This window comes from Streptomyces glaucosporus (assembly GCF_039533345.1).
GTDB classification, from domain to species: Bacteria; Actinomycetota; Actinomycetes; order Streptomycetales; family Streptomycetaceae; genus Streptomyces; species Streptomyces glaucosporus.
Genome location: NZ_BAAATJ010000014.1, coordinates 70,408 through 96,987 on the forward strand (window position 1 = coordinate 70,408; position 26,580 = coordinate 96,987).

At 74.6% G+C, this 26,580-nt stretch carries 27 protein-coding genes; 20 read left to right on the forward strand and 7 right to left on the reverse strand.

Features of this window, described 5'->3' with window-relative positions; all coding sequences use genetic code 11:
* The first annotated feature begins 8 nt into the window (after positions 1–8).
* The 3 genes from ABD358_RS16185 to ABD358_RS16195 all read left to right on the forward strand — a co-directional run bounded on the left by ABD358_RS16185 (position 9) and on the right by ABD358_RS16195 (position 2,213).
* A complete protein-coding gene (locus ABD358_RS16185; RefSeq protein WP_344631725.1) occupies positions 9–686 on the forward strand; it encodes a phosphatase PAP2 family protein in 678 nt (225 codons plus the stop codon).
* 2 nt (positions 687–688) lie between these two features.
* Positions 689–1,411 carry an HAD family hydrolase gene (locus tag ABD358_RS16190; protein WP_344631802.1) on the forward strand — a complete coding sequence of 241 codons (723 nt, stop codon included), beginning with the start codon at positions 689–691 and terminating at the stop codon, positions 1,409–1,411.
* A 142-nt stretch (positions 1,412–1,553) separates the two neighbouring features.
* On the forward strand, positions 1,554–2,213 hold the full coding sequence (locus ABD358_RS16195; protein WP_344631726.1) for a TetR/AcrR family transcriptional regulator: 660 nt from the start codon (positions 1,554–1,556) through the stop codon (positions 2,211–2,213).
* Here ABD358_RS16195 and ABD358_RS16200 read toward each other — a convergent pair.
* Positions 2,204–3,688 carry an LVIVD repeat-containing protein gene (locus ABD358_RS16200; RefSeq protein WP_344631727.1) on the reverse strand — a complete coding sequence of 495 codons (1,485 nt, stop codon included), beginning with the start codon at positions 3,686–3,688 and terminating at the stop codon, positions 2,204–2,206. The genes ABD358_RS16195 and ABD358_RS16200 overlap by 10 nt on opposite strands.
* A 187-nt stretch (positions 3,689–3,875) precedes the next feature.
* Between ABD358_RS16200 and ABD358_RS16205 the strand changes: the two genes are divergently transcribed.
* Positions 3,876–4,619, forward strand: a complete 744-nt coding sequence (locus tag ABD358_RS16205; RefSeq protein ID WP_344631728.1) for a DUF305 domain-containing protein — start codon at positions 3,876–3,878, stop codon at positions 4,617–4,619.
* Positions 4,620–4,734: 115 nt separating this feature from the next.
* Positions 4,735–6,114: an FAD-dependent oxidoreductase gene (locus tag ABD358_RS16210; protein ID WP_344631729.1), complete on the forward strand. Its 1,380-nt coding sequence runs from the start codon at positions 4,735–4,737 to the stop codon at positions 6,112–6,114.
* Positions 6,115–6,165: 51 nt separating this feature from the next.
* Here ABD358_RS16210 and ABD358_RS16215 read toward each other — a convergent pair whose 3' ends face one another.
* Positions 6,166–6,525, reverse strand: a complete 360-nt coding sequence (locus tag ABD358_RS16215) for an ArsR/SmtB family transcription factor (protein ID WP_344631730.1) — start codon at positions 6,523–6,525, stop codon at positions 6,166–6,168.
* A 110-nt stretch (positions 6,526–6,635) separates the two neighbouring features.
* On the opposite strand from ABD358_RS16215, the gene ABD358_RS16220 reads away from it, so the two are divergent.
* The 5 genes from ABD358_RS16220 (at position 6,636) to ABD358_RS16240 (ending at position 11,531) form a co-directional block, all read left to right on the forward strand.
* Positions 6,636–7,718, forward strand: coding sequence for an NADH:flavin oxidoreductase/NADH oxidase (locus tag ABD358_RS16220; protein ID WP_344631731.1), 1,083 nt, complete (start codon positions 6,636–6,638; stop codon positions 7,716–7,718).
* Between the two features lie 68 nt (positions 7,719–7,786).
* A complete protein-coding gene (locus ABD358_RS16225) occupies positions 7,787–8,464 on the forward strand; it encodes a uracil-DNA glycosylase (protein WP_344631732.1) in 678 nt (225 codons plus the stop codon).
* Positions 8,461–9,480, forward strand: coding sequence for an N-acetylglucosamine kinase (locus ABD358_RS16230; RefSeq protein WP_344631733.1), 1,020 nt, complete (start codon positions 8,461–8,463; stop codon positions 9,478–9,480). Before ABD358_RS16225 ends, ABD358_RS16230 begins: the two co-directional genes overlap by 4 nt.
* A gap of 143 nt (positions 9,481–9,623) precedes the next feature.
* Positions 9,624–10,574 (forward strand): sirohydrochlorin chelatase family protein, encoded by a 951-nt coding sequence (locus tag ABD358_RS16235; protein ID WP_344631734.1) that lies wholly within the window; start codon positions 9,624–9,626, stop codon positions 10,572–10,574.
* 267 nt (positions 10,575–10,841) lie between these two features.
* Positions 10,842–11,531 (forward strand): HAD family hydrolase, encoded by a 690-nt coding sequence (locus ABD358_RS16240; RefSeq protein WP_344631735.1) that lies wholly within the window; start codon positions 10,842–10,844, stop codon positions 11,529–11,531.
* Between the two features lie 20 nt (positions 11,532–11,551).
* Here ABD358_RS16240 and ABD358_RS16245 read toward each other — a convergent pair whose 3' ends face one another.
* Positions 11,552–12,169, reverse strand: coding sequence for a TMEM175 family protein (locus ABD358_RS16245; protein WP_344631736.1), 618 nt, complete (start codon positions 12,167–12,169; stop codon positions 11,552–11,554).
* A 345-nt stretch (positions 12,170–12,514) separates the two neighbouring features.
* Here ABD358_RS16245 and ABD358_RS16250 point away from each other — a divergent pair, with 345 nt between their 5' ends.
* Positions 12,515–12,754 (forward strand): hypothetical protein, encoded by a 240-nt coding sequence (locus ABD358_RS16250; RefSeq protein WP_344631737.1) that lies wholly within the window; start codon positions 12,515–12,517, stop codon positions 12,752–12,754.
* A 74-nt stretch (positions 12,755–12,828) separates the two neighbouring features.
* Here the strand turns inward: ABD358_RS16250 and ABD358_RS16255 are convergent, their stop codons facing one another.
* Positions 12,829–13,251, reverse strand: a complete 423-nt coding sequence (locus ABD358_RS16255) for a YjbQ family protein (protein WP_344631738.1) — start codon at positions 13,249–13,251, stop codon at positions 12,829–12,831.
* A gap of 93 nt (positions 13,252–13,344) precedes the next feature.
* On the opposite strand from ABD358_RS16255, the gene ABD358_RS16260 reads away from it, so the two are divergent.
* A complete protein-coding gene (locus tag ABD358_RS16260; RefSeq protein ID WP_344631739.1) occupies positions 13,345–14,505 on the forward strand; it encodes an NAD(P)-binding domain-containing protein in 1,161 nt (386 codons plus the stop codon).
* A gap of 82 nt (positions 14,506–14,587) precedes the next feature.
* Here the strand turns inward: ABD358_RS16260 and ABD358_RS16265 are convergent, their stop codons facing one another.
* Together ABD358_RS16265 and ABD358_RS16270 are read right to left on the reverse strand one after the other, a co-directional pair.
* Positions 14,588–15,604 (reverse strand): LacI family DNA-binding transcriptional regulator, encoded by a 1,017-nt coding sequence (locus ABD358_RS16265; protein WP_344631803.1) that lies wholly within the window; start codon positions 15,602–15,604, stop codon positions 14,588–14,590.
* Positions 15,605–15,760: 156 nt separating this feature from the next.
* Positions 15,761–16,081 carry an L-rhamnose mutarotase gene (locus ABD358_RS16270; RefSeq protein ID WP_344631740.1) on the reverse strand — a complete coding sequence of 107 codons (321 nt, stop codon included), beginning with the start codon at positions 16,079–16,081 and terminating at the stop codon, positions 15,761–15,763.
* A 243-nt stretch (positions 16,082–16,324) separates the two neighbouring features.
* Between ABD358_RS16270 and rhaI the strand changes: the two genes are divergently transcribed.
* The 8 genes from rhaI (at position 16,325) to ABD358_RS16310 (ending at position 25,997) form a co-directional block, all read left to right on the forward strand.
* A complete protein-coding gene (rhaI, locus tag ABD358_RS16275) occupies positions 16,325–17,485 on the forward strand; it encodes an L-rhamnose isomerase (protein ID WP_344631741.1) in 1,161 nt (386 codons plus the stop codon).
* A gap of 4 nt (positions 17,486–17,489) precedes the next feature.
* Entirely contained in the window at positions 17,490–19,544 is a 2,055-nt protein-coding gene (locus tag ABD358_RS16280) for a bifunctional aldolase/short-chain dehydrogenase (RefSeq protein WP_344631742.1), read from the forward strand.
* A 96-nt stretch (positions 19,545–19,640) separates the two neighbouring features.
* Positions 19,641–21,131, forward strand: coding sequence for a rhamnulokinase (locus tag ABD358_RS16285; protein WP_344631743.1), 1,491 nt, complete (start codon positions 19,641–19,643; stop codon positions 21,129–21,131).
* Complete coding sequence (locus ABD358_RS16290; protein WP_344631744.1) at positions 21,122–21,910, forward strand: (Fe-S)-binding protein; 789 nt, start codon at positions 21,122–21,124, stop codon at positions 21,908–21,910. Before ABD358_RS16285 ends, ABD358_RS16290 begins: the two co-directional genes overlap by 10 nt.
* Complete coding sequence (locus ABD358_RS16295; RefSeq protein ID WP_344631745.1) at positions 21,907–23,454, forward strand: lactate utilization protein B; 1,548 nt, start codon at positions 21,907–21,909, stop codon at positions 23,452–23,454. Before ABD358_RS16290 ends, ABD358_RS16295 begins: the two co-directional genes overlap by 4 nt.
* Positions 23,451–24,104, forward strand: coding sequence for a LutC/YkgG family protein (locus ABD358_RS16300; RefSeq protein ID WP_344631746.1), 654 nt, complete (start codon positions 23,451–23,453; stop codon positions 24,102–24,104). The genes ABD358_RS16295 and ABD358_RS16300 overlap by 4 nt, the downstream gene beginning before the upstream one ends.
* A gap of 118 nt (positions 24,105–24,222) precedes the next feature.
* Positions 24,223–25,515, forward strand: coding sequence for an exo-beta-N-acetylmuramidase NamZ family protein (locus ABD358_RS16305; RefSeq protein WP_344631747.1), 1,293 nt, complete (start codon positions 24,223–24,225; stop codon positions 25,513–25,515).
* Between the two features lie 146 nt (positions 25,516–25,661).
* Positions 25,662–25,997 (forward strand): hypothetical protein, encoded by a 336-nt coding sequence (locus ABD358_RS16310; protein ID WP_344631748.1) that lies wholly within the window; start codon positions 25,662–25,664, stop codon positions 25,995–25,997.
* On the opposite strand, the gene ABD358_RS16315 is transcribed toward ABD358_RS16310, so the two are convergent.
* Positions 25,970–26,485 (reverse strand): O-acetyl-ADP-ribose deacetylase, encoded by a 516-nt coding sequence (locus ABD358_RS16315; RefSeq protein WP_344631749.1) that lies wholly within the window; start codon positions 26,483–26,485, stop codon positions 25,970–25,972. The two genes, ABD358_RS16310 and ABD358_RS16315, sit on opposite strands and share 28 nt — an antisense overlap.
* Between the last annotated feature and the right edge of the window lie 95 nt (positions 26,486–26,580).

Here is a 26,580-nt window from a genome sequence, read left to right on the forward strand (position 1 = left end):
TCGGATGCATGGCCTCCCCTTCCCCTCGTCTCACCGCGGTGGTGTGCGCGGCCGTGGCGGCCGTGCTCTCGGCGCTCGTCGCGACGGGCTGGGACCCACTGCTGGCGTTCGACGCCCGCGTCGCCTCCGAGCTGCACCGCACCGCGCACGCCGAACCCGGGTGGACCCGGCTCAACCGGCTGCTGACCGACTGGGTGTGGGACCCCTGGACCATGCGGGCCCTGCTGACCGCGGTGTTCCTGTGGCTGCTGCTGCGCGGCGAGTCGCGCACGGCGTTCTGGGTCGCGGTCACCGCGATCGCCGGCACCTTCCTCCAGCAGGGGCTGAAGGCTCTCTTCGACCGCGACCGCCCCCGCTGGGACCGCCCCGTGGACTCCGCGGAGTTCGCCGCGCTGCCCTCCGGCCACGCCATGACGGCGGCGCTCACCTGCGGCCTGCTGCTGTGGCTGGTGCACCTGTACACGGTCCGCCGGGCCGTGCGCCGGGCGGTGCTGTGGGCCGGCGCGGTCACCGTGGCCGGGGTGGGCTTCACCCGGGTCTACCTGGGTGTGCACTGGCCCACCGACGTGATCACCGGCTGGCTGCTGGGCATCGCCGTGGCCGCGGCCGCGGCCGCGCTGTGGCACCGGCACGGGACCACGCCCTCTGTCCGCCGGGGAGGCGGACCGGAAGGATCGTCCCCGTGACGATCAGAGGTGTGCTCTTCGACTTCTCCGGAACCCTGCTGCGCGTCGAGCCGGCCGAGACCTGGCTGCGCGCCGTCCTCGACGAGGCGGGCCTCGTCCTGCCCCGCGGCGAGACGGCCCGCCTCGCATCTGCGCTGGAGGAGGCCGGCGCCCTGCCGGGCGGCGCCCCGCCCCGCACCGTCCCCGACGGCCTGCGGGAACCGTGGAGGGACCGCGACCTCGGCGCCGCCCTCCACCGCGCCGCCTACACCGGACTGGCCCGCCGGGTGCCGCTGCCGCGACCGGAGCTGTACGACGCGCTCTACGACCGGCACATGCGGCCGGAGGCATGGCGGCCCTACCCGGACACCGCCGAGGTACTGGGGGCGCTGCGCGAGCGCGGGGTGCCGGTGGCGGTGGTGAGCAACATCGGCTGGGATCTGCGGCCGGTGTTCCGCGCCCACGGCCTGGACCGCCACGTGGACGCCTACGTGCTCTCCTTCGAACACGGTCTGCGGAAGCCCGACCCGGGGATCTTCCGGCTGGCCTGCGACACCCTGGGCGTGGATCCCGGGGAGACGCTGATGGTCGGCGACAACCCGCACGCGGACGCGGGGGCCGCCGCGCTCGGGTGCTCGGTCCACCTGGTCGACCACCTGCCCTGCGACCGGCGTCCCGACGGGCTGCTGCCGGTGCTGGAGCTGGTCCCCCGGCCCGGGACGCACCCCGGCCGGAAATCCCCGTGACGACGGGACGGAGAAGGGCCGGGCTCGGGCGATCCCCCGCGTCGCCCGAGTCCGGCACAGCCCGGGGTCCGGTCGTTCACCGTCCGGCCCCGAGGACCCACGAGTATATTGGCCCGTAGCCAGTCAACGCAGGAGTTACAGGATGTCCCCTCGCAGCGCATCGGTCAATGAGGAATTGCGCCGACGGTCCCGCGAGCGACTGCTGGCGGCGACGGTGGAGCTGGTCGACGAGCACGGCTACGAGGCGACCACTCTGGGGGACATCGCCGACCGGGCGGGCTCGGCGCGGGGGCTGGTGTCGTACTACTTCCCCGGCAAGCGGCAGCTTCTCCAGTCGGCCGTCCACCGGCTGATGCACCTCACCCTCGCGGAGGCCCTGGAGCGCGAGCCGCTGCCGACGGGGCCGGAGGCCGGGCGGGAACTGCTGGCCCGCGCGATCGACGCCGTCCTCGGGCTCGCCCGTGACCGGCCGACGCTCATGCGCACGCACATGGCCGGGATCCTCCAGCAGGAGGGCTTCGTCCAGTGCGACGAGCAGCGGCGCCTGGCCGCGCTGCTGCGCGACACCGTCGCCCGCTACGGATCGTCCGACCCCGACACCGACTACCCGATGCTGCGCGCGCTGCTGATGGGGGCGGTCTTCGCCGTCCTGCTGCCCGGGGCGCCCATGCCCGCGGCGCGGCTGCGCGCCGAGCTGTTCGGGCGGTACGGGCTGGACTGGGAGCTGGGGTTCCCGCCGGACGCCCCGGAGCTGGAGGCGTCCGGCGGGATCTCACTGCTGCCGCTGACGGGTCAGCGGTAGTCGGGCTGGGTCTGGGCGTTGAACTCCCGGAGCCTGACGCGCTCGGCCCCGGCGATGCGCCGGTCCCGGATCTCCAGCACGTCGAAGCCCATCTGGATGTCGTTCGAGTAGACGTGGCCGTTGTAGTAGTACGCCGACCAGGAACCGCCGAGGGTGTTCGGGTCGGAGTACGGGCCGCGCTCGAAGTAGCCGATCTCCCTCGGCTTGGTCGAGTCGGTGAACTCCCAGACGGAGACACCGCCCTGGTACCACGCCTGGACCATGATGTCGCGGCCCTTGACCGGGATCAGCGAGCCGTTGTGGGCGACGCAGTTCTCGGTGTCGGCCTGGTGGCGGGGGATCTTGAAGTAGCTCTTGAACTCCAGCTTGCGGTCGTCGCCCTTGCCGGTGATGTGGTAGATGCCGTTGGCGCCGCGCTTGTCGCCGACCTCGGCGTTGCAGGTGGCACCGGCGCCGCCGCCCAGTTCGTCGGTGAAGACGACCTTGCGGCCGTTCTCGCTGAAGGTCGCCGAGTGCCAGAACGCGAAGTTCTCGTTGTCCTGGACCCGGTCGATGACGCGGGGCTCGGCGGGATCGGAGACGTCCATCAGGATGCCGTCGCCCATGCACGCGCCCGCGGCGAGCTCCAGCTCGGGGAAGACGGTGATGTCGTGGCAGCCCGTGGTCGGGACCATGGTGTTCGGGTTCTGCGGCGCGCCGGGGTTGCCGCCGTCCGGGAAGAGGACGGGGAAGTCGACGACCGCGGCCTTCTGCGGGGCCTTGCGCGGCACCTTGACGATCGAGATGCCGTCGTGCGGCGGCTGGCAGTCGGGGAAGGTGGCGTCCGGGAAGTAGGAGGAGACGTAGACGTAGACGTTCCTGCGGTCGGGCACCAGCGTGTGGGTGTGCGAGCCGCAGGCGGTCTCGACGGCGGCGACGTACCGCGGGTTGCGCTTGTCGCTGATGTCGAAGACCTTGATGCCCTCCCAGGCGCTCTTCTCCGTCGGCGGCTTCGCGGTGCTGTTGCAGGAGTCGTCGCTGCGCGAGGAGTCGGTGGACAGGAAGAGCAGGTCGCCGGAGACGGAGATGTCGTTCTGCCCGCCCGGGCAGAGGACCTGGCTCACGATCTTCGGGGACTTCGGCCGGCTGATGTCGTAGACGGTGAAGCCGTCGTAGTTGCCGGCGAAGGCGTAGCGGCCCTGGAAGGCCAGGTCGGTGTTGAAGTTCTTCAGGGCGCCCTTGGGCAGGTTGGCCAGGTGGGAGACGTTCTTGCTGTGGACGACCTCGTCCACGCCGGGGATCTCGCCGCTTCTGATGGCGGCCTCGGCCTCCATGCGGTCCTGCTTCGATGCCTTGCCCGAGGTCGCCGGAGGGTTGTCCGGGTCGGGGATGGCCGCCGCCGGTCCGGCGGTGAAGAGCGTGGCCAGCAGGCCGAACACGGCCGCTGCCGCGCCGAGGCGTCTGCGCCGTGCGCGGGGTATGGGCAACGACGTCACTGCTTCCTCCCTGTCAATCCGCGTTCCTCCGCTCCGAGTTGGGCGGGTGACGGACTCCGGCAGTATGGCCTCTCCCACCCCTGTCCCGACAGTGAAAAACGAACACGGTGCCGATAGTCGGTGTCCGGTGCGGGCGTGTCCGTGCCAGGATCGGGGGAACCGGCGTACCCGTGCCACAGGAGGAAGAGTGACGGACCGTCACAGATCCCGGCTCCCCTTTCCCGCGCTCCCGTCCGCGTCGGCCGCACTGACCGTGGTGGCCCTGCTGACGGGACTGACGGGGCTGACCGGTTGCGACGACGGCGCCGGGAAGGCCGCCCCGGCCGGCGGCGGACCGTCCGTGATCGCCCCGGGCGAACCGGGGGAGGCCGCCGAGACGCTCTCCGCCGAGGAGGCCGCGAAGGCGGGCGAGAGGCTCGACCCCGAGCCCAACGACGCGGACTTCGCGTACGTCACGATGATGATCGAGCACCACGGTCAGGCACTGGTGATGACCGGTCTGGCCGAGAAGCACGCGAAGTCGGACAAGGTGCGCCGGCTCGCCGACCGGATCTCCTCGGCCCAGCGGCCGGAGATCCGGGCGATGCGCAGCTGGCTCGCGCGCAACGACGGAGACGACGGGGAACACGGCGAGCACGAGGGGCACGGCGGCGACCACGGCGGGCACGGCGGTGACGGTGACCACGGCGGTCACGGCGGCGCGTCGATGCCGGGCATGGCGACCGAGGAGCAGCTCGACGAGTTGCGGGCCGCCCGCGGCGAGGAGTTCGACGAGCTGTTCCTGAAGCTGATGATCGCCCACCACGAGGGAGCGGTGTCGATGGCCGAGGACGCGGTCCGCGAGGGCCGGGACACCCAGGTGCAGGAGATGGCCGGCGACGTGGCCGTCCAGCAGAGCGCCGAGATCACCCGGATGCGCGCGCTGCTCTAGGCCGGGACGCGTCCGGACCCCGCCCGGCCCCGCGGCGGGCGGGGTGCCCGCGCCCACTCCCGCCCGCCGCCCCGCGGTGGGATGCTGGAGATCTCCGGCCGGAAGGAGCCGTGCGGTGAACGGTCCGCTTCGTGTCGCGGTGGTCGGGTCGGGGCCCAGCGGGGTCTACACGGCCCAGGCCCTGGTGGAGGGGCCGAGGGACGTGGCGGTCGACGTGCTCGACCGCCTGCCGTGCCCGTACGGCCTGGTGCGCTACGGCGTCGCCCCGGACCACGAGAAGATCAAGTCGCTGCAGGGCACCCTGCGCCGGGTGCTGGAGCACCCGAGGGTCCGTTTCCTGGGCAACGTCCCGGTCGGGCGGGGCGCCGGCGAAGACGCCGGGGGCGGCGTGGGCACCGCGGAGCTGCTCTCCCTCTACCACGCGGTGGTGTACTGCGTCGGCGCGGCGGCCGATCGGCGGCTCGGCATCCCGGGCGAGGACCTCCCGGGCAGTTTCTCGGCGACCGACTTCGTCTCCTGGTACAGCGCCCATCCGGACGCCGCCGCGCGCCGTTTCGCCCTGGGTGCGCGGTCGGCGGTGGTGATCGGGGTGGGCAACGTCGCCGTCGACGTGGCGCGCTTCCTGGCGCACGGCGCCGACGAGCTGCGCGGCACCGACGTACCGCAGGCGGCGCTGGAGGCGCTGGCCGCGGGGGCGGTGGCCGATGTGCACATGGTGGGGCGGCGCGGCCCGTCCCAGGCGAAGTTCACCACCAAGGAGCTGCGCGAGCTGGACACCCTGCCGGGCGCCGAGACCGTGGTGCGCCGGGAGGAGCTGGAGCTCGACCCGGCGTACGCGGCCCCGGAGTCCTCCCTGCCCGCCGCCGTCCGCCGGAACCTCGCCGTGCTGGACGGCTGGGCGCGGCGGGAGCCGCGGGGCCGGGCCCGCCGCGTGCGGCTGCGGTTCTTCCTGCGGCCCGTCGAGGTGCTCGGCGGCCCGGAGGGCTCCGTGCGCGCGGTGCGTTTCGAGCGGACGGCGCCGGACGGGCTCGGCGGCGTGACCGGAACGGGTCGGTACGAGGAGATCCCGGCGGGTCTGGTGCTGCGGTCGGTGGGCTACCGCGGCGTCCCGCTTCCGGGCCTGCCCTTCGATCCGGCGACGGGGACGGTGCCCCACGAGGCGGGGCGGGTGCTGCGCGGCGGGGTCCCCTCGCCGGGCGAGTACGTCGCGGGGTGGATCAAGCGCGGTCCGACCGGGGTGATCGGCACCAACCGGCCGTGCGCGAAGGAGACGGCGGGCTCCCTGCTGGAGGACGCCGACGCCCTGCTCGGCCGCCGGGTCTCCGGGGCCGATCCGCTGGAGGCGCTGCGGGCGTCGGGCCGCGAACCGGTCGGGTGGCACGGCTGGCTCGGCATCGAGGAGGCGGAGGCCGAGCTGGGCCGGAGCCTGCGCCGCGGGAGGGTGAAGATCCCCGACTGGGAAGGGCTGCTGGCGGCGGCGCACGGCGCCGGCTGACGTCCCGCGCCGCGGGTCCGGTCCGCGCTTCTGCCGCGGCCGGCCGCCGGGTCAGCCTCCGAGGCGGTCCGCCTGCCGGGCCGCCGCGGTGAGCACGCTGTCCAGCAGGCCGGGGAAGAGCCGCTCCAGGTCGTCGCGGCGCAGGGTGCTCATCTTCGCCGTGCCCCGGTAGCACTGGCGGATCACGCCGTTCTCGCGCAGCACCCGGAAGTGGTGGGTGGTCGTGGACTTGCTGACCGGCAGGTCGAAGACCGAGCAGGCCAGGTCCTCCCCGGCGGCCGCCAGGTAGCGGACGATCCGGAGGCGCACGGGATCGGAGAGCGCGTGCAGCACGCCTTCCAGCCGGATCTCGCCGGGAGCCGGGTGGTCCAGTTCTCGGGCGGCGGGAGGGCTCTGGGTTCGGGGCGTCACGCCTTCATGGTACGAGATTCATCGTAGTTTGACACCTGCCGTAATACGATGCTTATCGTAGTACGGCTGGAAGCCGGAGCACCCGGCCCGGACCTTGGAAGGAAGACACCGTGAGCGCGCTGTTCGAGCCGTACACCCTGCGGTCCCTGACCATCCCCAACCGCGTCTGGATGTCGCCCATGTGCCAGTACTCCGCCGAGCCCACCGGGCCGGAGGCGGGCGTCGCCCGCGACTGGCACCTCGTCCACTACGGGGCGCGGGCGACCGGCGGCACCGGACTGATCCTGGTGGAGGCCACGGCCGTCTCGCCCGAGGGCCGGATCAGCCCCGGGGACCTGGGCATCTGGAACGACCGGCAGGTGGAGGCGCTGCGGCGGATCACCGGCTTCCTCAAGGCCCGGGGCACCGTCCCCGGCATCCAGCTCGCCCACGCCGGACGCAAGGCGTCGGCCGACGCCCCCTGGCGGGGCGGAGCGCCGCTGGACACCGACCGGGGCGGCTGGCTCCCCCTCGCACCGAGCGCGGCGCCCTTCGACGAGGGGCACCCGGTGCCGCACGAGCTGACGCACGAGCAGATCCAGGACATCGTCGGCCAGTTCGCGGACGGCGCGCGCCGGGCCCTGGCGGCCGGGTTCGAGGTCGCCGAGATCCACGGCGCGCACGGCTACCTGATCAACGAGTTCCTCTCCCCGCACAGCAACCGGCGCACCGACGCCTACGGCGGAAGCTTCGAGAACCGCACGCGCTTCGCCCTCCAGGCCGTGGACGCGGTGCGGGAGGTCTGGCCGGAGGAACTGCCGCTGTTCTTCCGGATCTCGGCCACCGACTGGCTCGACGGGGACGGCTGGACCGCCGACGACACCGTGCGGTTCGCCGCGGTGCTGCGGGAGCACGGCGTGGACCTGCTGGACGTCTCCACCGGCGGCAACGCGCCCCGGGTCCGCATCCCGGTCGGCCCGGGCTACCAGGTGCCCTTCGCCACCCGCGTCAGGGCCGAGGCCGGACTCCCGGTGGCGGCGGTCGGCCTGATCACCGAACCCGAGCACGCCGAGAAGATCGTCGCCAACGGCGAGGCGGACGCGGTGCTGCTGGGCCGGGAGCTGCTGCGCGACCCGCACTGGGCGCTCCGCGCCGCGCGGGAGCTGGGCGAGGGCGTCGGGCGCGTGCCCGAGCAGTACCGGTGGGCCCTGTGACCCGCCGGGCTCCTCTCGCCCGGTGACCGGCTGAGAGGAGCCCGGCCCAGCCAGTAGAGTGGCCGCCCGTGGCAGCACGACCCTTGAACGAGATCGTCGAACCGGGCTGGGCCAAGGCGCTGGAGCCCGTGGCCGGGCGCATCGCCGCGATGGGCGACTTCCTGCGGGCGGAGATCGCCGCGGGGCGCACCTATCTCCCGGCGGGACCGAACGTGCTGCGCGCGTTCCAGCAGCCCTTCGACGAGGTACGGGTGCTCATCGTGGGCCAGGACCCGTATCCCACACCGGGCCACGCCGTGGGGCTGAGCTTCTCGGTCGCCCCCGAGGTGCGCCCCCTGCCCGGCAGCCTGGAGAACATCTTCCGGGAGCTGCAGAGCGACCTGGGGCTGCCCCGGCCGTCCAGCGGCGACCTCACCCCGTGGACGCGGCAGGGGGTGCTGCTGCTCAACCGGGCGCTGACCACCGCGCCGCGCCGGCCCGCCGCACACCGCGGCAAGGGCTGGGAGGAGGTCACCGAGCAGGCGATCCGCGCCCTGGTGGAACGCGGCAAGCCGCTGGTGGCCGTCCTGTGGGGGCGCGACGCGCGGAACCTCCGCCCCCTGCTGGGCCCGTACCCGGCCGTGGAGTCCGCGCACCCCTCCCCCATGTCGGCCGACCGCGGGTTCTTCGGCTCGCGCCCGTTCAGCCGTACCAACGAGTTCCTGGTGCGGCAGGGTGCCCAGCCGGTGGACTGGCGGCTTCCGTGACCGGCTGGGTCCTGGGCGTCGACTCGGGCGGCTCCGGGCTGCGCCTGGCGCTGGCCCGAACCGCCGCCGGCCGCGAGACGCCGGTGGCCGCCGCCACCGCGACCGCGGACGGGCCGGTGCGGACCGGCCCGTCCGGCATCGACGCGGACCACCTGCTGGAACTGGTGCTGCCCCGGACCGCGGCCCTGCTGTCGGAGCTCCCGGAGCCGCCGGACGCGGCGCGGGAGGACGGACCCGACGGCAAGCGGTCCCCCCGGATCGTCGCCGTGTGCGTGGGCGCGGCGGGCATGGCGACGCTCGGCGACGGGCTGCGCACCGTGCTGCCCGGCGCGTTCGCCCGGGAACTGGGGGCGCGACGCGTGGCGCTGGCCGCCGACGCCGTGACCGCGTACGCCGGAGCACTGGGCGAGCGGCCCGGCGCGGTGGTCGCCGCGGGCACCGGAATGATCGCCACCGGCACGGACCTGCGCGGCTGGCGGCGGGCCGACGGCTGGGGCCACCTGCTGGGCGACTGCGGCGGCGGCGCCTGGATCGGCCGCGCCGGACTGGAGGCCGCGCTGCGCGCCCACGACGGCCGGGAGGGCGGGTCACGCTCCCTGCTCGCCCGCGCCGAGGCCGTCTTCGGTCCGCCCGCATCCCTGCCCGGGATGCTGTACCCGCGCGCCGACCGCCCGGCGGTGCTGGCGTCGTTCGCCCCGGAGGTGGCCCGGTGCGCCGGGGAGGGCGACCCGGTCGCCGTACGCGTCCTGGAGGAGGCCGCCGCCCAGATCGCCACGACCGCCGCGGCGGTCTGCCCGCCGGAGGAGGGCAGCCCGGTCGCCCTGACCGGCGGGCTGCTGGGGCTCGGCGGACCGCTGCTCGCCCCGCTCCGCCGGGAGCTGGCCTCCCGGCTGCCGCACGCCCGCACCGTGCCGGCGGCCGGCGACCCTCTCGCCGGGGCGCTGCTCGTCGCCGACCGGCTGGCCCGGGACGCTCTGCGGCTGCCCGCCGATCCGGCCTTCCTCCACCTCGGATGACGATTGCGTATCGGATCGCAAACATCCCGGACGACGGCGCAACCGGATCGGTCACCGCGACGCGCGGGAGGAAAGGGGACAGACCGGGACTGCTCCGCCCCGCCCGAACAGTCCGGCCCGTCAAGGCATTAGCATGCGGCGCCATGAGCACCCCCACTGGGCCCGCAAATGGCCTGCCCGTACGAATGCCGCGTCCCCGCCAGCCCGGACGGCACCGCCGGCCCGAGCCCGTCGCCGCGCCCGAGGGTGCGCCCGCGCTGGTGCTGGCCGTCCCCGGGGTGCCCTCCGGCACCTCCAGGAGCCTCGCCGAGGAGATCCTGAGCATCGCCCGCTCCGAGCTGCCCGGCCTCGACGCCCGGATCGGTTTCGTGGACGGCGACGACGGGGAGTTCCCCGCCCTGCAGAGCGCGCTGGCCCAGGCCGCGGCCGAGCACACCGCCCGCGCCGCCCTGCTGGAGAACCAGGCCGCGCAGTCCGAGGACGAGGGCGAGCCCGCCCGGCCCCGGCTCCAGGACGCCCCCGCCGTGGTGGTGGTCCCGCTGCTGGCGGGCCCGGACAGCGCCCAGATGCGCCGGATACGCCAGGCCGTGCTCGCCAGCGGCTCCGGCGCCGAACTGACCGACGTGCTCGGCCCGCACCCGCTGCTGGCCGAGGGCGTCCACGTGAAGCTCTCGGAGGCGGGACTGGCCCGCGCCGACCGCGCCCGGCTGTTCACCGTGGCAACCGCCGCGGACGGCATCATCCTGGCCGCCATGGGCGGCGAGGAGGCCGTGCAGGCGGCCGGGATCACCGGGATGCTGCTGGCCGCCCGTCTCGCGGTGCCGGTGCTGGCCGCCGGGCTGGACGAGGACGGCTCCGTCTCCCGCGTCGCCCAGCAGCTCCGCGAGTCCGGTTCCCAGCAGCTGGCGCTGGCGCCCTGCCTGATCGGCCCCGAGATCCCCGACGGGCTGCTGGACTCCGCCGCGAAGGAGGCGGACTGCCCGGTGGCGGAGCCGCTGGGGTCCTACACCGCGGTGGGAAAGCTGGTCGCCTCCGCCTACGCCGTGAAGCTCGGCATCGCCCAGCGTTCGCCCCAGGGGGCGCCGGTCCGCTGACCCGGACCGGCCCCCGGCCGGTCCGGCGGACCCCACCGCCCGCGCGGCACGCGGCGTCCGGGCCGCACCGGGTGCTCACCGGCCGTGCGGAGCCCGCGCCCGGCCGGGCACGCCGCCGTGCCCGTGCACGTTCCCGGCGGCAGGCGGTCGCGGCGGGCCCGCCCGCCGGCGGCGCACGTCCCGCCCCCTTCCCGGCGGGGGCCGGGCTCCCGGCCGTTCGGGGCCGCGCCCGTCCGGGCCGTCCCAACTCCCTGGCATGCTGGTGCCATGAGTGCCCCTCCCGCCCTCGCGGTGATCTTCGACCTCGACGGCACGCTCGTGGACAGCGAGCCCGCCTACCACGAGGCGGGCCGGCGGCTTCTGGCCCGGTACGGCGTGACCGGCTTCACCTGGGAGGAGCACACGCGGTTCATCGGGATCGGCACCCGTGAGACCCTGGCGGCGCTCCGCGCGGAGCACGGGATCGACGCCCCTCTGGACGAGCTGCTGGAGGGGAAGAACCGCATCTACCTGGAGCTGGCGCGCACCTCGGCCGCCGCGTTCCCCGGAATGCGGACGCTGGTGGAGATGCTGCACGCGGCCGGGTGTCCGATGGCCGTCGCCTCCGGTTCGTCGCGGACCGCGATCGACGCGGTGCTGGCCGGCGCCGGTCTGGACGGTCTGCTGCCCGTGCGCGTCTCGGCCGAGGAGGTCGGCCGGGGCAAGCCCGAGCCTGACGTCTTCCTGGAGGCCGCGAGACGGCTCGGCGTCGAGCCTGGGCGGTGCGCGGTGGTGGAGGACGCGCCGCCCGGGGCGGAGGCGGCCCGCCGCGCCGGGATGCGCTGCGTCGCCGTCCCCTACCTTCCGCAGACGGCCGGCGACCCCGCCTTCGCGGCGGCGGGGCTGTGCTTCCCCGGGGGCCAGTCGGAGTTCGACGCCCGGGTGGCGTACGACTGGCTGACGGCCCCGGGGCGCTGAGCCCGGCGGGGCGGCCGGGCTCAGCGCCGGCGGGCGCGTGCCGCCGGCCGGCTCTCCAGCACCGCGAGCGGAACCGCGGCGGCCCAGCTCCAGATCGCGGCGGTCGGCGAGACCGCCGCGATGCCCACGGAGAGCAGGAAGACCAGGGCCTCGGCGGGGAACGGCACCCGCCGCCACCAGGCGCCCGCCGTGCGGCGGGCGATGTCCGCCTCCATCGCGTAGAGGACCGTCGAGGCCGTGCCGATGACCGCCCCGTACAGACCGGGGCCGACGAACTCGTCGCCGTAGTCCTGGAGGACGGCGGTGGGGAACGGGATCAGGGACACCAGGGCGAGGAACGCCACGTTGAGCCAGAACAGCCGGGCGTCGATCCGCTCGACGTCCCGCAGCACCGCGTGGTGGGCCCGCCAGAACAGCGCGATCACCACCGCGCTCAGCAGGAAGGTCCCCACCTGGGACAGGAGTTCGCCCACCGCCTGGCGCAGTTCGGCTCCCCGGAGCCCCTCGGGCAGCTCGATGCCCAGAACGAGCAGCGTCATCGCGATGGCCACCACGCCGTCGGTGAGGGCGAACACGCGCTGTGCCGGCACGAGGCGTCGCCGGGGCCGGGCGGACGGGTCCCGCGGACGTTCGGTCATCGACCCGTGGTAGCACGGCCCGGCCCTCCGGACCGCGCCGTCCCGGCGTGTGTCCTCTCGCCGTTGGGCCGACCGGGGCCCGGGGCGTCTCCGGCGGTGTCCCCCGGCTCCGCCGGCGCGGCCTGCTCGTGGCGGCGGACCTGGGCGGCGGAACACCGGGGAAGTACGGAACCTGCCCCTCGGGGCCCCGGACGGGCAGAGGTGACGTGATCGCCGCGTACGGTCCGCCCGGAACCGCGGGGATCCGCGGCGACCGGTCCGCGACAATGCCGTGGACGACGAGGTACCGGGCGACGGGTACGGCACATCGGCTCCTTCCGCCCGGATTCGGTGAGGTGACGGCTTGTGAACATCGCCCTGGGCGCCCTGGACGCCGTGGTGACGGACGCCCCGCTGCCGTTCACCCCGCGCCTGGCCCTGATCACCCGGCCCCTGGTCGAGGGGGTGATGGACAAGGAACCGGACGCCTGGCACCGGTTGCGCACGGCCGAGCGGGCCCTGCGCGGCCGGCGGGAGGACCGGCGCAGAGCCGGGATCCTGCACCGGCTCGTCACCCGCCTGATCGAGGACCACGAGCACTGGTGACGGGCCCCGCGTCCCGGCTGTGGCCGGGCACCCGCCGTGCGGCCGTGGTGCACCGGCCCTCCCGGGACCCCGCCCTACCCGAGGAAGGACAGCCGCACCCGGCGGTCCGGGTTGTCCTTGTTCGTGTCCACCAGGCAGACCGACTGCCAGGTGCCCAGCTCCAGCCGGCCCCCCACCACCGGCAGGGTGGCGTGCGGCGGGACGACGGCCGGCAGGACGTGGTCGCGGCCGTGCCCGGGGCTGCCGTGGCGATGGCGCCAGCGGTCGTCGGCCGGCAGCAGGTCGCGCAGCGCGGCGAGCAGGTCGTCGTCGCTCCCGGCGCCGGTCTCGATGATCGCGACGCCGGCGGTCGCGTGCGGGACGAAGACGTTGAGCAGTCCGTCGCGGCCGTCGGCCACCTCGGCGAGGAAGCGCTCGCAGTCGCGGGTGAGGTCGGCGACGGTCTCGGACGAGCCGGTGGCGACGTGGAGGATGCGGGTCGTGAAGCGATCGCTCATGATTCCATCCTGGCGTCTTCCGCGGGGTTCCCGTTCGCGTCCGCTCGGTCGCGTGCCGGGAAGTTTCGGTCTTCCCCCATGGTTTCTTGAAGTATGAACCACTTGGTGGCCGGGAACGGGACCGGAGCCCACGGGGCCGAGGTCGAGGTCGTGGTCGTCGGCGCGGGGCAGGCGGGCCTGGCGAGCGCGTACCACCTGCGGCGCGCCGGGTTCGAGCCCGGCCGCGACTTCGTGGTCCTGGACCGCTCCCCGCGTCCCGGCGGGGCCTGGCAGTTCCGCTGGCCCACTCTCACCTACGGCCGGGTGCACGCCATGAACGCCCTGCCCGGCATGGAACTGGCCGGCGCCGACCCCGACCGCCCCTCCTCCGAGGTGGTCGGCGAGTACTTCGCCGCCTACGAGCGCGCCTTCGGCCTGCGGGTGCGGCGCCCGGTCCGCGTGCGGGCGGTGCGCGAGGCGGGGGACGGACGGCTGCGGGTGGAGACCGACGCCGGCACCTGGACCGCCCGGGCCCTGATCAATGCGACCGGCACCTGGGACCGGCCGTTCGTGCCCCGGGTGAAGGGGCAGGAGACCTTCGCCGGACGCCAGGTGCACACCTCCCGGTATCCGGGCCCGGACGCCTTCGCGGGCGAGCGCGTGGTCGTCGTGGGCGGCGGCACCTCCGCCGTCCAGCACCTGCTGGAGATCTCCCGGGTGGCGGCCGCCACGACCTGGGTCACCCGCCGCGAGCCGGTCTTCGTCGAGGGCCCCTTCGACTCCGGGCGCGGGCGCGCCGCGGTCGCTCTGGTGGAGGAGCGGGTGCGGAACGGCCTGCCGCCGCGGAGCGTGGTGTCGGTGACGGGGCTGCCCATGACGGAGGAGATGCGCCGCGCCCGCGACAGCGGGGTGCTGCGGCGGCTTCCGATGTTCGACCGCGTCACCCCCGAGGGGGTGGTGTGGGACGGCGGGCGCTCGGTGGCGGCCGACTCCATCGTGTGGGCGACGGGTTTCCGCGCCGCGATCGACCACCTGGCGCCGCTGCGGCTGCGCGAGCCGGGCGGCGGCATCCGGATGGAGGGCACCCGGGTGGCCCGCGACCCGCGGATCCACCTGGTCGGCTACGGCCCCTCGGCCAGCACGATCGGCGCCGGCCGCGCGGGCCGGGCCGCGGTGCGGGACGTCCGCGCCTTCCTCTCCCGCGCCCGGGAGGGCGGGAGGGACGCCGTCACCGCCCGCGGGGGCGCGCCCGTCCGGGGAGCGGCCGCTCGGTAGCCCGCGGGCCGCGCGCCTGCCCGGCGCACGGGGGTGCGGCGCGTCCTCCGCCGTTCCTCCGGCCCGCAGCGCGCCGGGGCGGTCAGGGCTGCGGGGTGGAGATGCTGGAGTCGCGGACGACCAGTTCGGGCCGGAGCACGATCCGCTGGTGCCGGTGGCTCCCGGCCTCCTCGCCGGTCTCCTCGATGAGCAGGTCGGCGGCCGTCTGGCCCATCCGGGCGGCGGGCTGCCGGACCGAGGTCAGGGGCACGGCCGCCGCGGCGGCGAACTCGATGTCGTCGTAGCCGACCAGCGCGATGTCGTCCGGAACCGAGACCCCGGCCGCGAACAGCGCCTGGAGGACCCCCAGGGCCAGCAGGTCGTTGGCGCAGAACACCGCCGTCGGACGCGGCGTCATCCCCAGCAGCCGGGCGCCGGCGTCCCGTCCGGCCGTCACGTCCAGCCGCTCGCCCTCGATCCGGCGCAGCGACTCCTCCGGAAGTCCGGCCTCGCGCAGGGCCTCCAGGGCGCCGGTGTACCGGTCGCGGCACTGCGACAGGTGCATCGGCCCGCTCACGTAGACCAGTTCCCGGTGCCCCTGCGCCAGCAGGTGCCGGGCGGCCAGCGCCCCGCCCGTGATGTCGTCCACCGACACCGAGCAGCCCTCGGCGCTGGGCACCACCCGGTCCACCACGACGTAGGGGATGCCGTGCCGCCGGAAGTCGGCCAGGTTCCGGCCGCTGGTGTCGGCGGGAATGATCAGGACGCCCCGCACCCGCTGCTCGGCGAAGAGGGCGAGGTAGTCGGCCTCCTCCGCCGGGCTCTGGGCGCTGTTGCACAGCATCACGCCGAGGCCCTCCCGGCGGGCGGCGCGTTCGGCGCCGGTGGCGACGTCGGCGAAGAAGGGGTTGGCCATGTCGAGCACCAGCAGCGCGATGATCCGGCTCCGGCCCGCCCGCAGGTGCCGTGCCGACTCGCTGCGCACGTACCCCAGTTGGGCGATCACCGCCTGCACCCGGGCCCGGGTCTCCTCCGCCACCATCTCCGGACGGTTGATGACGTTGGAGACGGTACCGACCGACACCCCCGCCTGACGTGCCACGTCCTTGATCCCCACCATGCGCGCCACGAGTCCGACCGTCCCCTGACCTGTGTGTTGTCCGCGGCGCCTGCCTGCGGGCCGCGCGCCCATGCTACGCACCGTGCCCGGTGCCGCACCCACCCCGGGCGGCGCGGGTCCCTTCGCCTCTTCTTCCCCGCCTCCCGGCCGGGCCGTTCAGTCCAGGTGGAAGACCTCGGTGAGCGGCCTCATCGCACGGTCGGGGAGTTCGCCGTCCGGGGACTCGAAGAACTCCGCCATCTCGGCCTGCCAGCGGGCGTTGACCTCCGTGGCCTCCATGGCGGCCCGGGCCGCCTCGAAGTCCTCGGTCTCCAGGTAGCCGACGAGCAGGCCGTCCTCGCGCAGGAAGAGCGAGTAGTTGTGCCAGCCCGCCTGCCTGAGGGCGTCGAGCATCTCCGGCCAGACGGCGGCGTGGCGCTCGCGGTACTCCGCCATGCGGTCGGGCCGGACCTTCAGCAGGAAACAGACGCGCTGCACGGGACTCCTCGTTCCCCGGTGTCGCACCGGTGCATGAAAGGTTTCACTCTGATCGCACGCACCGTAGAGGCGCCCCTCCCCCGCGTCAACGGCCGTGCATGCGAGCGATCACGGAATTCTTCCATCGAGGCGGGTGGTGCCGCAGGCCGCCCCGTCGGCCCTCTTGACACTCCTTCCGGCGCCCCCTAGCTTTCCCGCAATGAAACGATTCATGACTCTGCCTGGCACCGGGAGCGCTGACGCATGACCGCCGTGTCCGCCGTGAAGGCGGCCCTCAAGAACCAGGCCATCGAGACACCCTCGTGGGCCTACGGCAACTCCGGAACGCGTTTCAAGGTGTTCGCGCAGCCCGGCGTGCCGCGCACTCCGCAGGAGAAGCTGGACGACGCGGCCAAGGTGCACGAGTTCACCGGTGTCGCGCCGACCGTGGCCCTGCACATCCCCTGGGACCGCGTCGACGACTACGCCGCGCTGGCGAAGCACGCCGAGGAGCGCGGGGTGCGGATCGGAGCGATCAACTCCAACGTCTTCCAGGACGACGACTACAGGCTGGGCAGCGTCTGCCACCCCGACGCGGCCGTGCGGCGCAAGGCGCTGGACCACCTGCTGGAGTGCGTCGACATCATGGACGCCACCGGCTCCCGCGACCTGAAGCTGTGGTTCGCGGACGGCACCAACTACCCCGGTCAGGACGACATCCGCGCCCGCCAGGACCGGCTGGCCGAGGCCCTCGCCGCGGTGTACGAGCGGCTGGGCGAGGGCCAGCGGATGCTGCTGGAGTACAAGTTCTTCGAGCCCGCCTTCTACACCACCGACGTCCCCGACTGGGGCACCGCCTACGCCCACTGCCTGAAGCTGGGCGAGAAGGCGCAGGTGGTGGTGGACACCGGGCACCACGCGCCGGGCACCAACATCGAGTTCATCGTGGCCGTGCTGCTGCGCGAGGGGAAGCTGGGCGGCTTCGACTTCAACTCCCGCTTCTACGCCGACGACGACCTGATGGTCGGCGCCGCCGACCCCTTCCAGCTCTTCCGGATCATGTACGAGGTGGTGCGCGGCGGCGGGTACGGGCCGCAGACCGCCTTCATGCTCGACCAGTGCCACAACATCGAGGCCAAGATCCCCGCGATCATCCGCTCGGTGATGAACGTCCAGGAGGCCACCGCCAAGGCGCTGCTGGTCGACCGCGAGGCGCTGGCACGGGCGCAGGAGTCCGGCGACGTACTGGGCGCCAACGCCGTCCTGATGGACGCCTACAACACCGACGTACGGCCGCTGCTGGCCGAGCTCCGCGAGGAGACGGGCCTGGACCCGGACCCGGTCGCGGCCTACCACCGCTCGGGATGGGCCGAGCGGATCACCGAGGAGCGCAAGGGCGGCCGGCAGGCCGGCTGGGGGGCGTGAGGACATGACCGAGCACACCACGGAACGGAACGAGACGGTCGAGGCGCTCCTGGCGCGCTCCCACCGGCTCGGCGCGGACCCGCGGAACACCAACTACGCAGGCGGCAACACCTCGGCCAAGGGCACCGTCACCGACCCGGTGACCGGCGGTGACGTGGAGCTCCTGTGGGTCAAGGGCTCCGGCGGCGACCTGGGCACGCTCACCGCGCAGGGCCTGGCGGTACTGCGCCTGGACCGGCTGCGCGCCCTGAAGGACGTCTACCCGGGGGTGGAGCGCGAGGACGAGATGGTCGCCGCGTTCGACTACTGCCTGCACGGCCGGGGCGGCGCGGCCCCGTCCATCGACACCGCGATGCACGGCCTGGTGGACGCCGCCCACGTGGACCACCTCCACCCCGACTCCGGCATCGCCCTGGCGTGCGCCGCCGACGGCGAGAAGCTGACCGCCGAGTGCTTCGGCGACCGCGTGGTGTGGGTGCCCTGGCGGCGTCCCGGCTTCCAGCTCGGGCTGGACATCGCCGCGATCAAGGAGGCCAACCCGCAGGCGATCGGCTGCATCCTGGGCGGGCACGGCATCACCGCCTGGGGCGCCACCTCCGAGGAGTGCGAGCGCAACTCGCTGGAGATCATCCGCACCGCCGAGGCGTTCCTCGCCGAACGCGGCAGGCCCGAGCCCTTCGGTCCGGTGCTCGACGGATACGGGCCGCTGCCGGAGGCCGAGCGGCGGGAGCGCGCCGCCGCACTGGCCCCCCACATCCGGGCGATCGCCTCCGCCGACCGGCCGCAGGTGGGCCACTTCACCGACTCCGAGGCGGTGCTGGACTTCCTCTCCCGCGCCGAGCACCCGCGGCTCGCGGCCCTGGGCACCTCCTGCCCGGACCACTTCCTGCGCACCAAGGTCCGCCCCCTGGTGCTGGACCTGCCGCCGAGCGCGCCGGTCGAGGAGGCGATCGCCCGGCTGAAGGAGCTGCACGCCGAGTACCGGGAGGAGTACCGGGCCTACTACGAACGGCACGCCACCCCCGACTCCCCCGCGATGCGCGGCGCCGACCCGGCGATCGTCCTCGTCCCGGGCGTGGGGATGTTCTCCTTCGGCAAGGACAAGCAGACCGCCCGGGTGGCGGGCGAGTTCTACGTCAACGCCGTCAACGTGATGCGCGGCGCCGAGGCGGTCTCCGCCTACTCCCCGATCGAGGAGTCGGAGAAGTTCCGCATCGAGTACTGGGAGCTGGAGGAGGCCAAGCTGCGCCGGATGCCGGCGCCCAAGCCGCTGGCCACCCGGATCGCCCTGGTCACCGGCGCGGGCTCCGGCATCGGGAAGGCCATCGCCCGCCGGCTGGCCGCCGAGGGCGCGTGCGTGGTGGTCGCCGACCTCGACGGCGAGAAGGCCGGGGAGGTCGCCGAGGAGCTCGGCGGGCCCGACCGGGCGGTGGCGGTGACGGTGGACGTCACCAGCGAGGAGCAGATCGCCGAGGCGTTCAAGGCGGCCGTCCTCGCCTTCGGCGGCGTGGACCTGGTGGTCAACAACGCGGGCATCTCCATCTCCAAGCCGCTGCTGGAGACCACCGCGAGGGACTGGGACCTGCAGCACTCCATCATGGCCCGCGGCTCCTTCCTGGTCTCCCGCGAGGCCGCCCGCGTCATGGCCGCCCAGGGCATGGGGGGCGACATCGTCTACATCGCCTCCAAGAACGCCGTCTTCGCCGGTCCCAACAACATCGCCTACGGCGCCACCAAGGCCGACCAGGCCCACCAGGTGCGGCTGCTGGCGGCCGAGCTGGGCGAGCTGGGCATCCGCGTCAACGGCGTCAACCCCGACGGGGTGGTGCGCGGCTCGGGCATCTTCGCGAGCGGCTGGGGCGCGCAGCGCGCGGCCGTCTACGGGGTGCCGGAGGAGAAGCTCGGCGAGTTCTACGCCCAGCGCACCCTGCTCAAGCGCGAGGTGCTGCCCGAGCACGTCGCGAACGCGGTCTTCGCCCTCACCGGCGGCGACCTGTCCCACACCACCGGGCTCCACGTCCCGGTCGACGCGGGCGTCGCCGCGGCCTTCCTCCGCTGACGCCCGCCCCCTGTGACACCTGTCCGGCGACCGCGTGCCCTGTCATGCCACCGCGGTCGCCGGGCGGGTCCCAACCCGCCCATCCGTGAGGTCCCCTTGTCCCCATCCCCACCCGGTCCCCTGTCCTTCGCCGCCGTCGACCTGGGCGCCTCCAGCGGGCGCGTCATGGTGGGCACGGTCGGGCCCGGCACCCTGGAACTGCGCGAGGCGCACCGCTTCCCCAACCGCCCGGTCCGTGCCGCGGGCACCCTGTACTGGGACGTCCTCGGCCTGTACCGGGGGGTGCTGGACGGGCTGCGGGCGGCGGGGAGGGCCGCGCCGAAGGGGCGTCTGGCCTCCGTCGGCATCGACTCCTGGGCGGTGGACTACGGGCTGCTGGACGCCTCGGGCGCGCTGCTGGGCAATCCGGTGCACTACCGCGACGGCCGCACCGGGGGCGCCGCCGAGCGGGCCGCGGCCGTGATGCCCCCGGAGGAGCTGTACGCGGCCACGGGCCTGCAGCACCAGCCGTTCAACACCCTCCACCAGCTCACGGCGGCGCGGGGCACGCCCGCCCTGTCCGCCGCCCGGCGCCTGCTGCTGATCCCCGACCTGATCGCGTACTGGCTGACCGGCGAGCCGGGCACCGAGCTGACCAACGCCTCCACCACGCAGCTGGTCGACCCGCGCACCGGGGACTGGGCGCGTGACGTGGCGGACGCGTTCGGCGTCGACCTGTCGCTGTTCCCGCCGCTGCGCCGGCCGGGGGACCCCGCCGGGGAGCTGCTGGACGAGGTGCTGGAGGAGATCGGGCTGGCCGGTCCGGTGCCGGTCACGGCCGTCGGCTCGCACGACACGGCCTCCGCCGTGGCCGGGGTGCCCGCGGACGGCGGCCGGGCGTTCGCGTACATCGCCACCGGCACCTGGTCGCTGGCCGGCGTGGAACTGGACGCCCCGGTGCTCACCGAGGAGTCCCGCCGCGCCAACTTCACCAACGAGCTGGGCGTGGACGGCACGGTCCGCTACCTGCGCAACATCATGGGCCTGTGGCTCCTCCAGGAGTGCCTGCGCGCCTGGGAGGCCGACGGGCTGCGACCGGACCTGGGGACGCTGCTGCGCGAGGCGGCGAAGGCGCCGGCGCTGCGCTCGGTGGTGGACGCCGGCGATCCGGGCTTCCTGGCACCGGGCCGGATGCCCGAGCGCGTGGCCGAGGCCTGCCGCCGCACCGGGCAGCCCGTCCCCCGCGATCCGGGCGAGACGGTCCGCTGCGTGCTGGACTCCCTGGCCCTGGCCCACCGCAGGGCCGTCGCCGACGCCCAGCGGCTGTCGGGGCGGGAGGTGGAGGTGGTGCACGTCGTCGGCGGCGGCGTCCACAACGAGCTGCTGTGCCAGTTGACGGCCGACGCCTGCGGGCTGCCGGTGGTCGCCGGCCCGGCCGAGGCGGCGGCCTTCGGGAACGTCCTGGTGCAGGCGCGGGCGGCCGGCGCCGTCCGGGGCGACCTGGCCGCGCTGAGGTCGCTGCTGCGCGCCGCGCAGCCGCTGCGGCACCATGAGCCCATGGGCGACCGGGAGGCCTGGCGGCGGGCGGAGGCCGTGATATGCGCGTAGCACTGTTCGTGACGTGTGTGACCGACACGCTCTACCCGGGCACCGGGCGGGCCACGGTCGCCCTGCTGGAGCGGCTGGGGGTGGAGGTGGACTTCCCTGCGGCGCAGAGCTGCTGCGGGCAGCCGCAGTTCAACACCGGCTACCGGCGCGAGGCCGAGCCGCTGGTGCGCCGCCACGCCGAGGCGTTCCGCGGCTACGACCACGTCGTCACCCCGTCCGGTTCGTGTGCGGCGATGGTGCGGGAGAACCATCCGCGCATCGCCGCCCGCTCCGGTGACGCCGCCCTGGAGCGGGCCGTGGCCGAGGTCGCGCCCAGGACGTACGAGCTGAGCGAGTTCCTGGTGGACGTGCTGGGGGTGACGGACGTCGGGGCGTACTACCCGCACACCGTCACCTACCACCCGACCTGCCACGGGATGCGGACGCTGGGGCTGGGCGACCGTCCCCGCCGGCTGCTGGAGAACGTGCGCGGGCTGGAGCTGGTCGAGCTGCCCGGCGCCGACCAGTGCTGCGGTTTCGGCGGGACGTTCGCGGTGAAGAACGCGGCCGTGTCGGCGGCGATGGGCGCGGACAAGGCGCGCAACGTCGAGGGCACCGGGGCCTCGGCGGTGTGCGCGGTCGACAACTCCTGTCTGATGCACATCGGCGGCACCCTGTCCCGGCGGGGCTCGGCGGTCCGGGCCGTCCACCTCGCCGAGATCCTGGCGGCCACCGAGGACGGCGCGGGACACGGCTCGGGACGGAGCACGCGGGACGGCATGGGGAGGAACGCGCGATGAGCGGCCGGACGTACCTGGGCATGCCCGCCTTCCCCGAGGCCGCCGCCCCGGCCACGCGGAACACGCGGCTGCGCGGCAACCTGCGCCACGCCACCGGAACCATCCGCGCCAAGCGGGCGAAGGCCGTCGCCGAGCTGTCCGACTGGGACGCGCTGCGGGCCGCCGGCGCCGCGATCAAGGACCGGACGCTGCGCCACCTCGACCGCTACCTGGAGCAGCTGGAGGAGTCGGTCACCGCCGCGGGCGGCACCGTGCACTGGGCCGCGGACGCCGCCGAGGCCAATCGGATCGTCGCCGGCCTGGTCAAGGCCACCGGCGAGCGGGAGGTGGTCAAGGTCAAGTCGATGGCCACCCAGGAGATCGGGCTGAACGAGGCGCTGGAGGCGGAGGGCATCCGCGCCTACGAGACCGACCTGGCCGAGCTGATCGTCCAGCTCGGCCGGGACCTCCCCTCGCACATCCTGGTCCCGGCCATCCACCGCAACCGCGGCGAGATCCGCGACATCTTCCGCGAGGAGATGGCCCGCTGGGGCCGCCCGGCGCCGGAGGGCCTGAGCGACGACCCGGCCGAACTGGCCGAGGCCGCCCGGCTGCACCTGCGCGAGAAGTTCCTCCGCGCCAAGGTCGGCATCTCCGGCGCCAACTTCATGGTCGCCGAGACCGGCACGCTGGTGGTGGTGGAGTCCGAGGGCAACGGGAGGATGTGCCTGACCCTGCCCGAGACCCTGATCTCGGTGGTCGGCATCGAGAAGGTGGTGCCCACCTGGCGGGATCTGGAGGTCTTCCTCCAGACGCTGCCGCGTTCGTCGACGGCCGAGCGGATGAACCCCTACACGTCGATGTGGACCGGCACCACCGACTCCCGGACCGCCGACAGCCCGCGCGTCTTCCACTTGGTGCTGCTGGACAACGGCCGCACCGACGCCCTCGCCGACACCGTCGGCCGCCAGGCCCTGCGCTGCATCCGCTGCTCGGCCTGCCTGAACGTCTGCCCGGTCTACGAGCGGGCGGGCGGCCACGCCTACGGCTCCGCCTATCCCGGTCCGATCGGCGCGATCCTCACCCCCCAGCTGCGCGGAACCGCCAGTGAGCTGGACGCCTCCCTGCCGTACGCGTCCTCGCTGTGCGGCGCCTGCTACGAGGTGTGCCCGGTCGCCATCGACATCCCCCAGGTCCTGGTGCACCTGCGGGAACGCGTCGCCGAGGGCGGCGAGGTGACGGTGCGGGGGCAGCGCACGACGATCCGGCCCGCGCGGGGCCACGCCGCCGAGCGCGCCGCGATGCGCGCCGCCCGCTGGGCCTTCGACCATCCGCGGGCGCTGCAGGCCGGGCAGCGGCTGGCCGCCCGCACCCGCCGGCTGCATCCGCGGCGGCTGCCGGGGCCCGGCAGCGCCTGGACGGCCACCCGGGACCTGCCCGCCGTCCCGGCCGAGTCCTTCCGCGACTGGTGGCGGCGCACCCGGGAGCCGGAGGGGGTCCCGGGGAGGAACCGGCAGGGACAGGGAAAGGTCCGGAAGGCCCGGGAAGAGAGGGACGAACGATGAGCAGCCGTGACGTGGTGCTGGGCCGGATCCGCCGCGCGCTGGCCGACGTGCCCCGCTCGGAGGCCCCGGACGGCGTCCCCGTCGCCCGGGAGTACGAGCGCGCCCACGTCCCGGACGGCCCCGGGGCGTCCGGTGCGCTCGTCGACCTGCTGGCGGAGAACCTGGCCGACTACCGGGCCCTGGTGCACCGCACGGACGGCGACGGGCTGCCCCTGCTGCTGTGCCGGCTGCTGCTCGAACGCGGCAGCGGAACGGTGCTGGTGCCGCCCGGTCTGCCGCCGTGGTGGCTGAAGGCCGCCGACGCCACCCGCATCCACGACCGGGCCGGCTCCACACCGCGGGAGCTGGACGCGGTGGACAGCGTGGTGACCGGGTGCGCGGTGGCGATCGCGGAGACCGGCACGATCGTGCTGGACGGCGGCCCCGACCAGGGGCGCCGCCGGATCACCCTGATCCCCGACCACCACATCTGCGTGGTGCGGGTGCCCGGCCAGGTGGTGGCGTCCGTGCCGCAGGCCCTGGAACGTCTGGACCCCGCCCGCCCGCTGACCTGGATCTCCGGTCCCTCGGCCACCAGCGACATCGAACTGGACCGGGTCGAGGGCGTCCACGGCCCGCGCACCCTGGAGGTCGTGCTGCTGACCGAGTGACCGCTGCCGCCGCCGCGGGGCCCCGGCATTGCGCTGTCGGGGCCCCGTCATTGCTCTACACCTCTGTCACCGTGCGTGGCCCCTTGTCGCTCACGGCACACGCGGCTAGCTTCCCGGCATGCCCTCCCGCCGATCGCTCCTCGCAGCCGGCACGACCGCCGCGCTGGCCTCCCCGCTCGCCTCCCCCGCCGCCGGGGCCGTCGCCGGCCGGTCCGGCGGGCGGTCCCGCGCACAGGGCGTCGTCCCCGGCGCCGACGTCGCGGCCGCCCGCGGCTGGTCCGTGCTGCGCGGCCGCAGGGTCGGTGTGATCAGCAATCCCACCGGTGTCCTGCGCGACACCGGCCACATCGTGGACTCCATGGCCGCGCGCGACGACCTGGACATCGTGGGCGTGTTCGGCCCCGAGCACGGTTTCCGGGGCAGCGCGCAGGCGGGCGGGTCCGAACCGGAGTTCACCGACCCGCGCACCGGGCTGACGGTGTACGACGCCTACGGCGCGAACGCCGCGAAACTGGCCGAACTGTTCACCAGGGCCGGCGCGGACACGATCGTCTTCGACATCCAGGACGTCGGCGTCCGCTACTACACCTACATCTGGACCATGTACGGCGCGATGGTCGCCGCCCGGTCGACCGGCGCCCGGTTCGTGGTGCTGGACCGCCCGAACCCGGTCGGGCGCCGGGCCGACGGCCCCCTGATGACCGAGGAGTTCACCTCGGGCGTCGGCGCCGAGGTGATCATCCAGCAGCACGGGATGACGGTGGGCGAGCTGGCCCGCTACTTCAACGGGGAGCTGCTGCCGAAGGAGGGCGGAGGCGGCACGGTGGAGCTGGAGGTGGTTCCGGTGCGGGGGTGGGACCCGTACTCCACCGCCCACGAGCACGGTCTGCCCTGGGTGCCGCCCTCCCCCAACATGCCGACCCCGGACACGGCCGTCGTCTACGCCGGAACGGGCTACTTCGAGGGCACCAACCTCTCGGAGGGGCGCGGCACCACCCGCCCGTTCGAGTTCATCGGCGCGCCCTACCTGGACCACCGCTACGGCGACCGGCTCAACGCGCGGAACCTGCCGGGGGTCCGGTTCCGCGAGGGCTACTTCGTGCCCACGTTCGGCAAGCACTCCGGCGCCACCTGCGCGGGCGTCCAGATCCACGTCACCGACCCGCGCCGCTACCGGCCGATCCCCACGGCGGTCGCGATGCTGGTGGAGGCCCGCCGCTACCCCGGTTTCGCCTGGCGCCAGGACTCCTGGGACGCCGAGCGCCCGTTCTGGATCGACAAGCTCTCCGGCTCCCCCCGGCTGCGCGAGATGATCGACGCGGGCGAGGACGTGGACGGGATCACGGCCGCCTGGCGCGACGAGGTGCGGGCCTTCGAGCAGACGCGGCGCGCGTACCTGCTCTACCGGTGACGCGGTGCGGACGGCGCCGCCGGGCGGTGCGCGGGCCGTCCCGCACCGGCTGTAACACCGCGTTCTTGCGCAAGTCGTCGGAACGTATTGCGCGTCCGCGAGGCTGGGACTCCGTCACACCCCTCGAGATGTGTGGAGGAGCCGCCGTGCTGCGGATCGTCACCCCGCTCACCGCCCTGCCCCTCGTCCTCCTCGCCCTGGCCGAGCCCGGCCGGGACGCCGGGGAGGACGAGCCCCCGGCGCACCCCGGGCTCGTCCCGGACTGGCACTGCACCATGGTCTCCGGCGGCCGTGACGACCTGTACGGCGGCATGTACGGCGACCTGTACACCGTCCAGGTGGTCCACCAGGCGCCCCGCGGGGACGCCGCGGACCGCTCCCGCCGGGCCCGCCCTTCCGGCGGGAGCCGCCCCCCGGGGACCGGGGCCGTGCCGGCCGCGGTCGCCGGGGCGCGTCACAGCGCCGCGGTGAAGGCGTCGTAGGCCTGCGGGCCGAACAGCACGAAGCGGATCTCCTCGAACGCGTCGTCCCCCTCGGTCTCCTCCCGCACCGTCGCCAGCGCGATGCGGGCCCCGTCGTCCACCGGCCATCCGTAGACGCCGGTGGAGATCGCGGGGAAGGCGACGGTGCGGGCGCCCAGTTCACGCGCCACGCGCAGCGACTCCCGGTAGCAGGACGCCAGTTGGCCGGACCGGTCCTCGGCCGGCGACCAGACGGGTCCCACCGTGTGGATCACCCAGCGCGCGGGCAGCCGGCCGGCCGTGGTGGCCACCGCCCGGCCGGTCGGCAGGCCCTCGCCGTACCGGGAGGCGCGCAGGGCGCGGCACTCGGCGAGGATCTCCGGCCCGCCCTTGCGGTGGATCGCCCCGTCGACGCCCCCGCCGCCCAGCAGGGAGGAGTTGGCCGCGTTCACGATCGCGTCGGCGGACTGCTCGGTGATGTCGCCCGGAACGAGATGGATCGTCGCCATGGATCCATCCTGCCACCGGCCGGTTCGCCGGCCCGGTGGCGGAATCGGCCCTCCGCCGCGGCCCCGGGCCCGGCGGGGGGCCGGTCCCCGCCTCC

Excerpts from the sequence above, each read along its gene's own strand:
- rhaI (WP_344631741.1), top strand. The coding sequence starts at position 16,325 with ATGACCGCCGTGTCCGCCGTGAAGGCGGCCCTCAAGAACCAGGCCATC.
- ABD358_RS16305 (WP_344631747.1), top strand. The coding sequence starts at position 24,223 with ATGCCCTCCCGCCGATCGCTCCTCGCAGCCGGCACGACCGCCGCGCTG.
- ABD358_RS16235 (WP_344631734.1), top strand. The coding sequence starts at position 9,624 with ATGAGCACCCCCACTGGGCCCGCAAATGGCCTGCCCGTACGAATGCCG.
- ABD358_RS16240 (WP_344631735.1), top strand. The coding sequence starts at position 10,842 with ATGAGTGCCCCTCCCGCCCTCGCGGTGATCTTCGACCTCGACGGCACG.
- ABD358_RS16255 (WP_344631738.1), bottom strand. The coding sequence starts at position 13,251 with ATGAGCGATCGCTTCACGACCCGCATCCTCCACGTCGCCACCGGCTCG.
- ABD358_RS16185 (WP_344631725.1), top strand. The coding sequence starts at position 9 with ATGGCCTCCCCTTCCCCTCGTCTCACCGCGGTGGTGTGCGCGGCCGTG.
- ABD358_RS16295 (WP_344631745.1), top strand. The coding sequence starts at position 21,907 with ATGAGCGGCCGGACGTACCTGGGCATGCCCGCCTTCCCCGAGGCCGCC.
- ABD358_RS16280 (WP_344631742.1), top strand. The coding sequence starts at position 17,490 with ATGACCGAGCACACCACGGAACGGAACGAGACGGTCGAGGCGCTCCTG.
- ABD358_RS16195 (WP_344631726.1), top strand. The coding sequence starts at position 1,554 with ATGTCCCCTCGCAGCGCATCGGTCAATGAGGAATTGCGCCGACGGTCC.
- ABD358_RS16245 (WP_344631736.1), bottom strand. The coding sequence starts at position 12,169 with ATGACCGAACGTCCGCGGGACCCGTCCGCCCGGCCCCGGCGACGCCTC.
- ABD358_RS16290 (WP_344631744.1), top strand. The coding sequence starts at position 21,122 with ATGCGCGTAGCACTGTTCGTGACGTGTGTGACCGACACGCTCTACCCG.
- ABD358_RS16265 (WP_344631803.1), bottom strand. The coding sequence starts at position 15,604 with ATGGTGGGGATCAAGGACGTGGCACGTCAGGCGGGGGTGTCGGTCGGT.
- ABD358_RS16260 (WP_344631739.1), top strand. The coding sequence starts at position 13,345 with ATGAACCACTTGGTGGCCGGGAACGGGACCGGAGCCCACGGGGCCGAG.
- ABD358_RS16300 (WP_344631746.1), top strand. The coding sequence starts at position 23,451 with ATGAGCAGCCGTGACGTGGTGCTGGGCCGGATCCGCCGCGCGCTGGCC.
- ABD358_RS16315 (WP_344631749.1), bottom strand. The coding sequence starts at position 26,485 with ATGGCGACGATCCATCTCGTTCCGGGCGACATCACCGAGCAGTCCGCC.